General features: G+C 69.2%; 11 protein-coding genes. 6 read left to right on the top strand and 5 right to left on the bottom strand.

Going from position 1 to position 13274, the window contains the following annotated elements:
* Positions 1-33 precede the first annotated feature (33 nt).
* Together rsgA and ACZ5U5_RS30445 are read right to left on the bottom strand one after the other, a co-directional pair.
* Complete coding sequence (gene rsgA, locus ACZ5U5_RS30450; RefSeq protein ID WP_469027925.1) at positions 34-1182, bottom strand: ribosome small subunit-dependent GTPase A; 1149 nt, start codon at positions 1180-1182, stop codon at positions 34-36.
* 218 nt (positions 1183-1400) lie between these two features.
* Positions 1401-3023, bottom strand: coding sequence for a flavin-containing monooxygenase (locus ACZ5U5_RS30445; RefSeq protein ID WP_469027923.1), 1623 nt, complete (start codon positions 3021-3023; stop codon positions 1401-1403).
* A gap of 69 nt (positions 3024-3092) precedes the next feature.
* On the opposite strand from ACZ5U5_RS30445, the gene ACZ5U5_RS30440 reads away from it, so the two are divergent.
* The 4 genes from ACZ5U5_RS30440 (at position 3093) to ACZ5U5_RS30425 (ending at position 7401) form a co-directional block, all read left to right on the top strand.
* The gene (locus ACZ5U5_RS30440; protein ID WP_469027920.1) at positions 3093-4103 is read left to right on the top strand and encodes an AraC family transcriptional regulator; all 1011 of its coding nucleotides are present in this window, start codon (positions 3093-3095) and stop codon (positions 4101-4103) included.
* Positions 4104-4169: 66 nt separating this feature from the next.
* Positions 4170-4679 (top strand): hypothetical protein, encoded by a 510-nt coding sequence (locus tag ACZ5U5_RS30435; protein ID WP_469027918.1) that lies wholly within the window; start codon positions 4170-4172, stop codon positions 4677-4679.
* A 179-nt stretch (positions 4680-4858) separates the two neighbouring features.
* Positions 4859-5626, top strand: coding sequence for a serine protease family protein (locus tag ACZ5U5_RS30430; protein WP_469027916.1), 768 nt, complete (start codon positions 4859-4861; stop codon positions 5624-5626).
* Positions 5627-5667: 41 nt separating this feature from the next.
* Positions 5668-7401, top strand: coding sequence for a hypothetical protein (locus ACZ5U5_RS30425; RefSeq protein ID WP_469027914.1), 1734 nt, complete (start codon positions 5668-5670; stop codon positions 7399-7401).
* Here ACZ5U5_RS30425 and ACZ5U5_RS30420 read toward each other — a convergent pair.
* Positions 7373-7783 carry a nucleotide triphosphate diphosphatase NUDT15 gene (locus ACZ5U5_RS30420; RefSeq protein WP_469027911.1) on the bottom strand — a complete coding sequence of 137 codons (411 nt, stop codon included), beginning with the start codon at positions 7781-7783 and terminating at the stop codon, positions 7373-7375. The genes ACZ5U5_RS30425 and ACZ5U5_RS30420 overlap by 29 nt on opposite strands.
* A gap of 10 nt (positions 7784-7793) precedes the next feature.
* Positions 7794-8660, bottom strand: coding sequence for a radical SAM protein (locus ACZ5U5_RS30415; protein ID WP_469027909.1), 867 nt, complete (start codon positions 8658-8660; stop codon positions 7794-7796).
* Between the two features lie 233 nt (positions 8661-8893).
* On the opposite strand from ACZ5U5_RS30415, the gene ACZ5U5_RS30410 reads away from it, so the two are divergent.
* Positions 8894-10141 carry a cytochrome P450 gene (locus ACZ5U5_RS30410; RefSeq protein ID WP_469027907.1) on the top strand — a complete coding sequence of 416 codons (1248 nt, stop codon included), beginning with the start codon at positions 8894-8896 and terminating at the stop codon, positions 10139-10141.
* A gap of 8 nt (positions 10142-10149) precedes the next feature.
* On the top strand, positions 10150-10347 hold the full coding sequence (locus ACZ5U5_RS30405; protein WP_469027904.1) for a ferredoxin: 198 nt from the start codon (positions 10150-10152) through the stop codon (positions 10345-10347).
* 28 nt (positions 10348-10375) lie between these two features.
* Here the strand turns inward: ACZ5U5_RS30405 and ACZ5U5_RS30400 are convergent, their stop codons facing one another.
* Positions 10376-12925, bottom strand: a complete 2550-nt coding sequence (locus tag ACZ5U5_RS30400) for a polysaccharide lyase family 8 super-sandwich domain-containing protein (RefSeq protein WP_469027902.1) — start codon at positions 12923-12925, stop codon at positions 10376-10378.
* Positions 12926-13274 lie beyond the last annotated feature (349 nt).

Raw genomic sequence — 13274 nt, 5'->3', positions numbered from 1 at the left:
GCGCGGACACACGCCCCCGCGACGCGGCTGCCCCTAGCGGATGCGGCCCCGCTTGGCCTCCATGGCCGCCTTGCCCTCCGCGCCCCGCAGCTTCCACATGCGCCGCATGTCCGCCCGGAGCTTCGCGTCCGTCTTGGCGACGATGCGCTGGTTCTCACGGATCAGCTTGCGGTAGCTGTCGAGGCGGCGGTCAGGGAGCGTGCCGTCCTCCACGGCCGCGAGCACCGCACAGCCGGGCTCGGCGGTGTGGGCGCAGTCCTGGAAGCGGCAGTCGGCGGCCAGCTCCTCGATCTCGGAGAAGACCTGGCCGACGCCCGACCCCGCATCGAAGAGGCCGACACCTCGCAGGCCCGGCGTGTCGATGAGGACACCGCCCGCCGGGAGCACGAGCAGATTGCGGGTCGTCGTGGTGTGGCGGCCCTTGCCGTCCACGTCACGGGCGGCGTTGACGAGCATGACGTCCTCACCGATCAGCGCGTTGGCCAGCGTCGACTTGCCCGCTCCGGACTGGCCGAGCAGGACCGACGTACCGCCGGCGACGACGGCGCACAGGATGTCGACGCCTTCCCCGGTGGTGGCGCTGACCGGGAGCACCTGGACGCCGGGGGCCGACGTCTCGACGTCCTCGACGAGGTAGGACAGGCCGGTGGCGTCCGGGACGAGGTCGGCCTTGGTGAGGACGACCAACGGCTGGGCCCCGGACTCCCAGGCCAGGGCCAGGAACCGCTCGATCCGGCCGAGGTCGAGCTCGACGGCGAGCGACACCGCGATGATCGCGTGGTCGACGTTGGCCGCGAGGATCTGCCCCTCGGACCGCTTGGACGAGGTGGAGCGGACGAAGGCGGTACGGCGCGGCAGCAGCGTCCGTACGTACCGCGGATCGCCGCCGTCGGGGTCGAGCGCTACCCAGTCCCCCGTGCACACGACCTTCATCGGGTCGCGGGGCACGACGAACTCGGTGTCCGCACGCACCGTGCCGTCCGGCGTGACGACATCGCACTGACCGCGGTCGACACGCAGCACACGGCCGGGCAGCAGACCCTGCGCCGCGTACGGGGCGAACTCGGCCTCCCAGTTCTCGTCCCAGCCGTAGGGCGCGAGCGGGTTCGAGGACGAGGGAGAAGCCTGAGGTGAAGAGGATGAAGAAGGTGATGCGGAAAAGGAGAAGGAGGAGGAAGACAAGGGGTGACCCTTCACAGGGTGGCCCCGGCGCACGCGCGCACTGGCGCGTGGAAGAAAGGAAGGTCAGCCGGTGGCCACGTAGGTGGAATGGACGGACTTCTCGATGCGGGCAGCGCCCATCTCAACGACAGCCATCGGTCACACCTCCTGGATCACACTCAACCGGCACCGGCGGCCAACAAACCGCCGGACGAACGGGACCAACCCTAGCCCCGCCCTCAGGCGGAGCGCCAACCTTTTTCGCTCCCGGCAGCGACGGGCTGTTCGGCCGCCGCCACACCACTGTCCGCCGTACGGGTCCGACTGTCCGACGTACGGGCCCGGCGCACGGCGGACAGCGGGGTGGGGGCGAGCGTCTTGCGCAGATTGGTGCGCATCGTCGACGCGGCGTCGAGCACGTAGTTCTGCCGGACCTTCCAGGGGCCTCGGTCGCCCTGGCGGGGGAAGGCGTCGATGGAGCGCTGGACGTACCCCGACGCGAGGTCGAGCAGCGGGCGTTCGTCGAGTGTGCTCGTCGGCCTCGGCTCCACCGCCGCGTAGTCGTTGTCGCGCATGTGGTTGAGCACCTTGCAGACGAGGCGGGACGTGAGGTCGGCGCGCAGCGTCCAGGAGGCGTTGGTGTAGCCGATGCACACGGCGAAGTTCGGGACGCCCGTCATCATCGCGCCGCGCCACACGAACTGCTTGTTCAGCTCGACCGGCCGGCCGTCGACGCGCGGGGCGATGCCGCCGAAGGCGAGCAGTTGGAGCCCGGTGGCGGTCACGACGACGTCCGCCTCAAGGACACGGCCGGACGCGAGGCGGATGCCCTCGGGGACGAAGCGGTCGATGTGGTCGGTGACGATCTCCGCGTCGCCCGACTTCAGGACCTCGAAGAGATCGGCGTCCGGAATCGCGCACAGCCGCTGGTCCCACGGGTCGTACGACGGAGTGAGGTGGTCGGCCACCAGTTGGTCGTCCTTGACGATGCGCTTGTTGAGGCCGGTGAGCAGGCGTCGCGCGGCCTTCGGGCTGCGGCGGCAGAACTGGTAGAGGCCGATGGCGAAGAGGATGTTCTTCGTCCGCACTACCCGGTGGGCCACGCCCGCGGGCAGTACGGCGCGGACGCCGTCGGCCAGCCTGTCCCGCGAGGGGAGCGAGCCGATCCAGGTGGGGCTGCGCTGCAGCATGGTGACGTGGGCCGCGGTCCGCGCCATCGCGGGGACCAGGGTGACGGCGGTGGCGCCGCTGCCGATGACGACCACGCGCTTGCCCGCATGGTCCAGGTCCTCGGGCCAGAACTGCGGGTGCACGACCGTGCCGGTGAAGGATTCGGCTCCCTCGAACTCGGGGGCGTGGCCCTGGTCGTAGTTGTAGTAGCCCGCGCAGGAGTACAGGAAGTCGCAGGTGACGGTGGTCAGGGTGCGGCTGCCGTCCTCGTCGGTGCGCTCCAGGGTCACCGTCCAGCGTGCCGTCGCCGTGGACCAGTCGGCGCCGACGACCTTGGTCCCGTAGCGGATCCTGCGGTCGATGCCGAACTCCGCGGCCGTCTCCTTGATGTAGCTCAGGATGGACCGGCCGTCGGCGAGCACCTTCGAGTCGCGCCAGGGCTTGAAGGCGTAGCCGAGGGTGAACATGTCGGAGTCCGAGCGCACACCCGGGTACCGGAACAGGTCCCACGTCCCGCCCATGGACTGCCGCGCCTCGATGATCGCGTACGAACGCTCCGGGCATGCGGTCTGCAGCCGGTAGGCGGCACCGACACCGGACAGGCCGGCGCCCACGATCACGACGTCGATGTGCTCGACCGGGGCAGCGGTGTCGTCAGCGGCGGTCCTTGAGTTGTGTGCGGAGTACGTCATTCCTTCAGTGTCCGGAACCACACCCGGCAGGAATTGACCCGGCGCGACAGATCTTTGACCCTGGACGACATGTCCGTGATCAGATCGGCGGGGCTGCGGGGTTTCCGCGCCACGGTGGCGGAGCTCGGGGGCGACGCAGAGGCGTACGCCCGGCAGGCGGGCTGCCCCACGGCCGCTCTGGACGCGGACGACGTCCTGGTGCCCGAGGAGGCGATGGCCACCGTACTCGAGCTGGCCGCCGCGGACCTCGGCTGCCCCGATCTCGGCCTGCGGATCGCGGCCCGGCAGGACCTGGGCATGCTCGGCGCCCTCGCCCTGGCCATCCAGAACTCCGAGACGCTCGGGGACGCCCTGGAGTGCACCACGCGCTATCTGTTCGTCCACGCGCGCTCGCTGAGCCTGAGCCTGGACCCCGATCCGTACGGCACTCCGGGGGTGGCCGCCCTGCGGTACGGCGTGCGCGAGGGGGTCGAGGCGCCGCCGCAGGGCATCGACCTCTCCCTGGGGTTCATGCACCGGGCGATCGTCTACCTGGTCGGCCCGTACGGCCTCGGCTCGGTCGAACTCCCGCACCCCCTGCTCGCCCCGCTCTCGGTGTACGAGGACTTCTTCGGCGTACCGGTGAAGGCGGACCGCCCCGCGGCACTGCTACGGGTCCCCCTGAGCCTGGCCGACCGGCCACTCGGCGGCGGCAACGCGCATCTGCGGCGCCTCGCACTCGCGTACCTGGACGAGCAACTCCTCAAAGAGGGGGCGGACGTGGTCGGCAGTGTCCGTGCGGTCGTGGCCAGGTCGCTCGGCACCACGCCGCCCGAGATCGGCACGGTGGCCCGCCTGCTCAACGTCCACCCCCGGACACTCCAGCGAAGGCTGCGGGACGAGGGCACGACGTTCGCCCGGATCACCGACGAGGAACGCCGCGAGGCCGCCCACCGCTACCTCACCACCACCGAACTCCCGCTGGGCCAGGTGTCCTTGCTCCTAGGCCTCTCCGAACAGTCAGCCCTGAACCGCTGCTGCAGGCGGTGGTGGGGGGCAACTCCGCGGGATGTGCGGCGGGGACAGGCGGCGGAGTCCTGACACAGCCCGGCCGCCAACTCGATGACGACAGGGCGCAGTTTCGGACGAACCCGCCATGCTGACGGGGTGACACTGAATCCGGCCACTGCGGCGATCATCGGTACGACTCTGGGAGCGATCGCCTCCATCTCCGGCGTCTTGCTCACCCAGATCGCGACGAGCAGGCGTGAGCGCGAGAACCGCGTCTGGTCGCGGTGCATGACCGTTTACGAAGACGCCATGATCACCGTCCACCGGCTGGCCGTACTGCGTTCGGGTCTGAGCGAGACCGGTACCTGGCCGGGCGGCACCGGCGCCGCGGAGACCGACAGTCACGCCCTGGCGGCGCGCCTCGAGATCTACGCCACGACCGAGGTTCTCGAAGCGCACTGGGCCACGTTCACGACGATGCGGGCGTGGATGCACGCGTGGGAGGAGTGGGACAGCCAGGAGGGGGATCCTCGGGTGTCCGAATCCGACGAGCTGTGGCGTGAATTCATCAGGTGCGTCAAGGCGTCGGAGGCATCAGACCGCCAGTTCTGGATCAAGCTGCGAAAGGAGGTGCGCGGCATGAAAGGAGAAACACGCCCACCGTGACCAGCGCGACCTCGGGGCGCCTCTCCGTGGCGCCCACCTCGTAAGGGATCTTCGCAACTCACGTCCTGGCAAAGATACTTGTGTGGTCACTCCCGATCCGGAGCCCCTCGTGGCTACCATTGCATATTCCACGCGCAATGGCGCGATTCGTTCTTGGGATCGGACGGGGGGACGAACCCATGACGCACCCCAAGCACTTGATCCAGATATTCCGGGGAAACCGTCGCATCGCATCCGGTGTGCGGTTGACGAAGTACTTCGCCTTGACCGTGGCGCACCGCCTGGGAGACGACCGGGAGCAGCGTCAGCGGCCGGTCATCGTCCGGCTGCCGGGTGGAAGGCGCCTGGAAGGCAAGGTCGCGGACTGCGACCTCCTGACCGACATGGCACTCGTGCGGATCATTTTCCGCAAGGGTGAGAGCGTGCCGCTGCCCGGCATCGACTTCGACGTGGCGCAGCCGGGCGAATCATGGACGGCGGCCCACCGGGCGCCGGGAAATGGCGTCGTGTTGCGGGGAACCGTGAGCGACGCGTCAGTCATCTATCAGAGCACGCGCGACAACCAAGTCGTCAACTGCCATCAGCTTCGGCACGACGGTTCGTGCGACAACGTACAGAAGTACGCGGGCAGCCCCATCGACCGGGAGCACCACGACCCCGACCGCCCGTCGGTCGTGCTCGGCCTCCTCGTCGCGCGGCCCGCCGCCACGACCGCTCCGGCGGACACGCTCTTCGCCGGGGTGATCAAAGAGGCGGTGCGCAGGTTCGACTCCTTCAGGTTTCGTCCCGAGCCATCGCGGCCGCTGTCCGAGTCCGAACGGATCTATACGGTCCTCCAGGATCCGCTGGCGGAGGCCGCGGCCCGCAAGGACGAGACGGTCCGGGCCGGCCTGCAGCGGGCCGGCGTGTCCAGCTACGTGAACCTGCGCTGGAACCACCGGCCGTGAAGAGCGCGCGCGCACCGGGCGGCCCGCCTCCTGGAGGGGACATGACGACGATCGCACATATCGGCGAGGCACTGACCGCGGCCGAGGACGCACTCGAAGCGCAGGGAAGTGCCCGCGCGGATCTCAAGGAGTCGCTCGCCGGCTACGTGAAACGCCTCACGAGCCCCGAAGCGTCGTCCGTACCGCTGCGGACCACCGCCCGGCAGCACATCACGCTCGCGCAGCTCCTTCTCGCGCTCGGGATGACGGAGCGGTCATTCTCCGTGGCGGATGTGGCCCTGCGGCACATGGAGATCGCCGAGGTGGACAGGGAGGTGTTCGCGCCCGACACCTGGAACGAACTGGGCTCGCTGCTCGCGGAGCACGACGATCTCGACCGGGCCCGCATGGTCCTGAACTACGCCCTGAACAGGGCGCAGCGCAGGGCGGCTCCCGAGCACGCCAGGATCCTCGCCAACCTGAGCGCGGTGAGCCTGCGGGCCGGGCACTTGGAGGATGCCTCGGTCTGGGCACAGAAGGCGGTCACCGTCCTCGGCCAGTCCTACGGCGGCGACCCGGAGGCCCGGCTGACCGCCGACTGGGTGCGTGTGGAGGTGGCATCGATCCGGCGGGACACGACAGAGCTGAAGCGTGCCATCAGCGAATTCGCCGCGTCCGTCGACTGGTTCATCACCAGCCTCACGGACGACGACGACCCCAAGGCCATTGCCGCCCGGTCCGCGCTGGCCCAGGCACGGTTCCAACTGGCAAGGGCCACACACAACGACGAGCGAGCCGAAGAGCAGCTCGGCGAGTTGGAGATCGCCCATCTGCGCGCGGTCGCGCTGCTCGGCCCCGACCACCAGCAGACACTGATCGCCCAGGCCGCCCTCGCCGCGGCGGAATACGACGCCGCCGACGGCGCCATGCTCAGCGCGACGCGCAAACAGCAGGCCGTGGCCCTGCTCGACTCGGCCACCACCACGGCTGCCCGAACCTTGGGCCGTGACCACTCCCAGACGATCGCGTTGCGTGCGGCGCTCGCGGTCGTACGGAGCGACTCGGCCCCGCCCGATGAACTCCCGTACGACATCGACCATGTCTACACACCTCAGGAGAGCACCACTCGCAACAAGGCCAAGGGCGAGGCGGTCAAACGTGAGCGCAATATGATCAGGCTGATTGCGCATGCGGGGGCGTCCTTCTTCCTGAAGGACCTGAAGCGCTTCCACCCGCAGGTGGTCCACGCCCTGAATCACGGCAGCAACTTCTACGCCATCATCAGCAGCCCCTGGAACTCCCTCGCCATGTTCACCAAACACGATGCGACGGCCGAGCGGCCCAATTCCCACAACATCGTCGACATCGTCGCGGCAAGCGATTACTACGACAAGACTTTCCTTCCGGTGATCGACTCCTACCGTACGCTCGCGGAGACGTACCCCGGACAGATCGAATTGCGTCTCACCCATATCGATATACCTGGTTCGACGCTCCTCACGACGCGCAAGGGCTTCTTCGAGCCCTACATCACGTCCAACCCCGAGCGCAGGACCCGACGCAAGTTCAATGTGTTCGAGGTGGAGTTCCACAAGGACAGCAGGTATTACACGGACAGCGACTACGAATTCGGGATCCAGTGGGAGCTGGCCAGCCCTCTCGACCAGTTCGAGGCGAACGAGAAGCAGCACAAGAAGGCTCTGCGGGACGCCGTGCGCGCGCAGGCCGACGACCGCCTGATCAAGGCGACCGGGTTACCGCAGACCGTCACGGAAGATGGAGAGCACCGTCCCTGACGCTGCGCAGCACCCCCGCCGATCCCACGAACAGCGCGTCGGGCAGCTCGTCCAGGTGCCAGAATTCCCAGCGCAGACACCGCTCGGGCTCCAGCACCCGCGGCTCTCCGGTGAAGTCGAGGATCTCCACGCCGACCTGCATGTGGTGATTGGCCGCCGGGTCGGGATCGGTGACGCAGGCGACGCGCGTGCCGATGGCGCGGAGGCCCGTCTCCTCCGCCAGCTCCCGGCAGGCGGCGCCGGCCAGGGACTCCCCCACTTCGAGATGCCCGCCGGGCAGTCCCCAGGTGCCGTCGCCGAAGGTGTTGGCTCGCAGACCGAGCAGCACGCGGCCGCCCGCGCGGACGATCGCCTGGACCCCTACACGTACCTGTGCCGTCACCGCGGGCTCCTCACGCGTCCGGGTAAGTGCCGGTGAAATTCTCGATGTTGCGCGTTCCCTCGACCGGCGGGGGCAGCTCGCCGAAGCTCTCCGCGAGCCTCTCGAAGAAGTTCCCGATCCTGCGCTCCCCACCCTCGTCGACGACGACGACCTCGCAGTCCGGGTCGATGAAGAAGTAGCTGCCGGTGCGGGTTCTGTTCCGGTAGACCCTCAGCGTGACTCCGCGCTTCTCGGCCGCGATCTCGCACCGGTGCACGACGTCCTCGAACTCGTCGTCCCCGATGGCGAGCCAATCCCTGTTGTCCGCCCCGTAGTTGGTCTCCGACATCTGGTAGAGCTTCCAGACGTCGGGCCTGCAGGCGTCGTCGATGAGGTTCAGGACGTCGGGCGCGCCCCGCACGTTCAACCGTGTGACGACCGTGCCGAGCTTGACCTTGACGTGCCGGTGGTTCTTGCGCACCTCTCCGAGCAGCGCCAGCATCTTGTCGCGGTGTGGCGCGACGCCGGTACGCATCGCCCGATGCTCGTCCGCGTCGGCGGACTCCAGGGGCAGCGCGATCCAGGAGAGGCTGGGCAGGATGCGTTCCATCGTGCGCATCGGAGCCAGACCGTTGGTGCTCAGCACGACTCGCGGTGCGCTGCCGTCCTCTCCGGGCTCACGCAATGCGGCCGCGAGCTCGTCGAGATAGGGGAGCAGGGTCGGCTCGCCGCCGGAGATGACGACGCCGCGCACACCCCCGTCCTTCAGAGCTGCCGCGACCTTGAGCGCGACGCCCCGGGACATGGAGGGGACCTCGTGCCTCGGCCCGAAGCAGAAAGGGCAACTGAGATTGCACTTTCCGATGGGCCGCATGTCGACGAAGGCGGGGATGAGCATGGGGGGACTTTAGAGCAAAGAGGGCTCTGGTGAGCCGCCGTTGACCGGGGCGGCGCGCTCGAACTCGTATCGGGGCGCGTACGCAAACGCACGCCAGGGCGGAAGGGTCGGTTCCGGCCAGATCCTGGCGCCGAACAGGCAGCGATCTGGCTTGTCTTGTCGTGGACCAAGTAGATGCCCCAGGCATCCAATGGGAGAGGTAAGAGGAGCCACTCCGCTTGTGAGGTCAGTCCATGACGGAATCAGTCGCGTCCGAACCGATCGCCTCCGAACCCACCGACTCCGACCCCATCACCCCCGACCCCATCCCCTTCCCGCAGGACCGCACCTGCCCCTACCACCCCCCGGAGTCGTACGCCCCGCTCCGCGAGGCCCGGCCTCTCTCTCGCGTACGCCTCTTCGACGGGCGTTCCGTCTGGGTGGTCACCGGGCAGGGGGCCGCACGTGACCTGCTCGTCGACCCGCGGCTGTCCACCGATCGGGAGAACGAGGCGTTCCCGGCCCCCACCGAGCGCTTCGCGAACGTACGCAACCGCCGTGTCGCCCTGCTCGGCGTCGACGACCCCGTGCACAACACGCAGCGCCGCATGCTCATCCCCAGCTTCTCCGTCAAGCGGATCGCCGCGCTGCGGCCCCGTATCCAGGAGACCGTCGACGGACTCCTCGACGCCATGGAGGCACAGGGTCCGCCCGCCGAGCTGGTCGGCGCGTTCGCGCTGCCGGTTCCGTCCATGGTGATCTGCGCGCTGCTCGGCGTGCCCTACGCCGACCACGAGTTCTTCGAGGAGCAGTCGCGGCGCCTGCTGCGTGGCCCTCTCGCCGAGGACATCGAACGAGCCCGGGACGAACTCGACGCCTACTTCCACGCGTTGATCGAACGCAAGCAGCGTGAGCCGGACGGGGGGCTGCTCGACGAACTCATCCACCGGCAGCTCGCCGAGGGTGCGCTCGACCCCGAGGAGCTCGTCAGCCTGGCGACGATCCTGCTGGTCGCGGGGCACGAGACCACGGCGAACATGATCTCCCTGGGGACCTTCACCCTGCTCCAGCACCCCGAGCAACTCGCCGAACTGCGCGCCGACGGGGCGCTGATGCCCGCCGTGGTCGAGGAGTTGCTGCGCTTCCTGTCCATCGCGGACGGGCTGCTGCGGGTGGCCAAGGAGGACATCGACGTCGCCGGCAGCAGCATCCGCTCGGGCGACGGCGTCATCTTCTCCACCTCCCTCATCAACCGCGACGCCGCGGCCCACGCGGCCCCGGAGGAACTGGACTTCCACCGCGCCGACCGCCACCACCTCGCCTTCGGCTTCGGCATCCACCAGTGCCTCGGCCAGAACCTCGCCCGAGCCGAGATCGACATCGCCCTGCGGACGCTCTTCGCACGCATGCCGGGGCTTCGCCTCGCCGTGCCCGCGCGGGAGATCCCGTTCAAGCCCGGCGACACCATTCAGGGGATGCTCGAACTCCCCGTGACCTGGTAGGAGTTGAGATGAGCGTGCGTGTGACGGTGGACACGGAGCGGTGCGTCGGCGCGGGGATGTGCGCGCTCACCGCTCCGAGCGTCTTCACCCAGGACGACGACGGCTTCAGCGAGGTGCTCCCCGGCCGTGAGGACGGCGGCGGCGATCCCCTCGTACGTGAGGCCGTGCGGGCCTGTCCGGTACGGGCCGTCACCGTGGAGGACTGACGGCCCGCACGAGGCAGGCAGGCAGCTGTCAGCCTCGTAGCGTCACCGTGAAGCTTCGGCCGTACGCGTGGTGCGTGTCCACGTCGATACGGGTACCGCCATGGGTCCGGCTCACGCGTACCCCCTCGTCCGCCGTCACCTGCCGCAGGGAACTCCCCCGGACCAGCACGCTGATCCTGTCGCGGTCCATCGTCGGATCGGACACCGCCACGGTGGTCGTGCCGCGCCGCTCGCGCTTCACGAGCACCGAGGCGGGGCCGTCGATCCGCAGTCCGGCGGCCTCGTGCCGCCCCGTGGTGAAGCTGTTCGCGGCGGTCAGGCCGAGGCCCGCGTGGCTGACGGCCTGCAGCCGCACCGTGTTCGCGAGGACCTTCAGCGGCTGCCCTGAGCGGTAGGAGCGCAGAGCGGCCTCCCCGGCGTTCGGCACCAGCGCGTAGGCCAGCGAGGCGGGCTTGGCCCCGGCCGCTCCGTCCACCGTCACGCCGAGGACCCTGCGCGTCACGGCGGTGTCCGGGTTGGCGGTGCGGACAACCCGGCGGCTTCGGGTGACCTCGTCCAGGGTGACGCGCACCTTCGGGGTGTCCAGGAAGAGGTAGCCGACGGAGGTGCGCCGCGTGGCGTTGGCGTACCGCAGCCACCGGAGGTCGCCCGTGCCCGCCCCGGTCCACGCGCGGCCGTCACGCGACCGCCCCGTCACGGAGACCTCGTCGTCCGGCGCCGCGATCCTGGCGTCGATCGTGGTCGTCACGGCCCGCCCCGCGCGGTCACCCACCCCGGCGGCGAGCACCACGATCTCCTCGTCGAGCAGGAACCACGACTTCGTCGCCGTCGCGTTGCGGTACACGACGAAGTCGTCCGGCAGCAACTCCCGCTCCTGGAAGGGGACATCGTTCGACTGCACGGCCCCCGCCGCGCCGTACGCCCCGAGGACGGCGCCCCCGGAGTGCTGGTTGGTGCCGCGCGGGAAGTAGACGTACTTGTTCTGCGACTCGGAGGAGGAGGTGAAGTTCAAGGGGTGGGCCGGGTTGTCGTAGTACGGCTTTCCGTACAGGTCGGGCACGGTGCGCCGCTGCTCGACGGGCGCGGTGACCCCCGCGAGGCCGTACGGCGAGACCGTGGTGAAGTAGTCGACCCCGTACGCCTGCGTCTGGTCCTGCCCGGAGAGGTAGAGGTAGTACGCGCCGTCGCCCTGGAACCACGGCATGAGGTTCTCGCCGCTCATGTACTCGTACTTGCTGATCCGGTCCGAGCTGCGGGCCAGGGCGAACGCGTAACCCGGTCTGCGGTGGACGTTCTTGTCCATGGCGTTGAAGGCGACGCTGCGCGAGGCGGGGTTGAGGTCCGCGGCGGGCAGCGAGGTGTCGCCGATGATGTCGGTGTAGCGCACGATGCTGACGGGCGAGACGAATCCCGCCGGGTTGAGCGCGGCGCGCGAGGTGGCGCGGATGTGCTTCACATAGCTCTTCAGGGCGGTGGCGTCGGCGCCCGTCGAGAGTGAGGAGAGGTCGACGACGGCCTCCACGACCACCGCGACGTCGACGTAGCCGCCGTCCGGCCGCGACACCGCGCGCCCCTTCACGATTTCCATCATCCAGCCCTCGAAGATGAGCGGCGCGAAGCCGTCGCGCACCCATCTCCGCACGGTCGGCACCAGCTCCTCGCCGTGCGCGAAACCCGTGCCGTCGAGGATCTTGAGGGTCTGCACGACCCGGGTGAGCAGGGCCTTCCCGTACGAGCCCGTGTACGCGACGGAGGCGTGCTGGATGAACGAACCGTCCGCGTAGTGGCCGTCCGTCACCCCGTGCACTAGGTGGTAGGGGTCGACGGTGACGAAGACCGTCAGCTGGTCGACGAGGGCCTTGCGGATGCGGGCTTCACCGCTCGCGCCCAGGAGCGCGCCCTGCAGGATCCGGTTGGTGGTGATGTCGGCGAGATTGGCACCGGTGTGGAACCGCGAGTCGAGGTTCACGTCGCCGTCGGTGCCGTTGCGCAGATAGGCGTCCATCGAGGCCACGTAGGTGGCGATGAGCTCGGGTTGGTAGGTCCGCACCTCGTCGACGAGGAGGACGAGGGTCTTGCTGACGTGCTGGGAGATGCCGATCTCCCAGTTGAACCAGTTGCCGTAGTAGCCCTTGGCCTGATCCCCGTAGTAGCGCTCGTGCAGCCACACGAGGCCGTCGATGACGCGGCGCTGCACGGTGGTGTTGCCGTAGAGGTCCGAGGGGGCGGTGGGGTTCGGTGCGCGGGTGGCGAGGGCGATCTCGTACAGACGCTTGTAGGCCGTGTTGAGGTTGGCGTCGTCGGTGCCGAGCGGCAGACCGGCGAAGAGTTCGCCCTCGGCCGCGTCGTCCATCGCCTTCAGGTTCGTCCGCGCGGTCCTGTCGATCGCGGTGAGCTTGGCTGCGGTCTCGGGGCGCGCGTTGGACTCGGCGGTCCCGGCGAAGACGTGCACGGTGTTGGCCAGCAGTCGGGCGCTGTCCGCCGGGGCCTCGGCGGCGCTCGCCGGAAGCATGGGGATCACCGCCAGGAGGCCGGCGGCCGAGAGGGCGGACAGCAGGCGTCTGCGGGTGATCTCCATGGCGTCCTCCGCCGATACGTTGGCGTGATGGGGGATCTGGCGTGCTGGGGGGGATCTGGCGTGCCGGCGGGCGGAGTCAAGCAGATGACCCGACCGGCGACAAGGGTGTTGCCGTCCCGCGCCGCTACGCCCCGTGACCGGTCACCGGATAGGCGCAGTAAATGCCGTCCGCGCAGCGCGCCCCAGAGGACTACGCCGTCGTCACCCTCGCGTCGTCGGCCGGAGGCGTCCAGGCTCTGATCACGCTTCTCGGGGAGTCGGACTCCGACCTGCCGGTGCCTCTTCGATCCCGGGTCGCCGCTGGCCCGGCATGACACGTTCCACACGGTCGCCCGCGCCCTCCTGAACG

Source organism: Streptomyces sp. NPDC033177 (assembly GCF_055577715.1).
The sequence above is the reverse complement of the archived record's forward strand: the minus strand, read 5'-3'. Positions and strand labels throughout refer to the sequence as shown.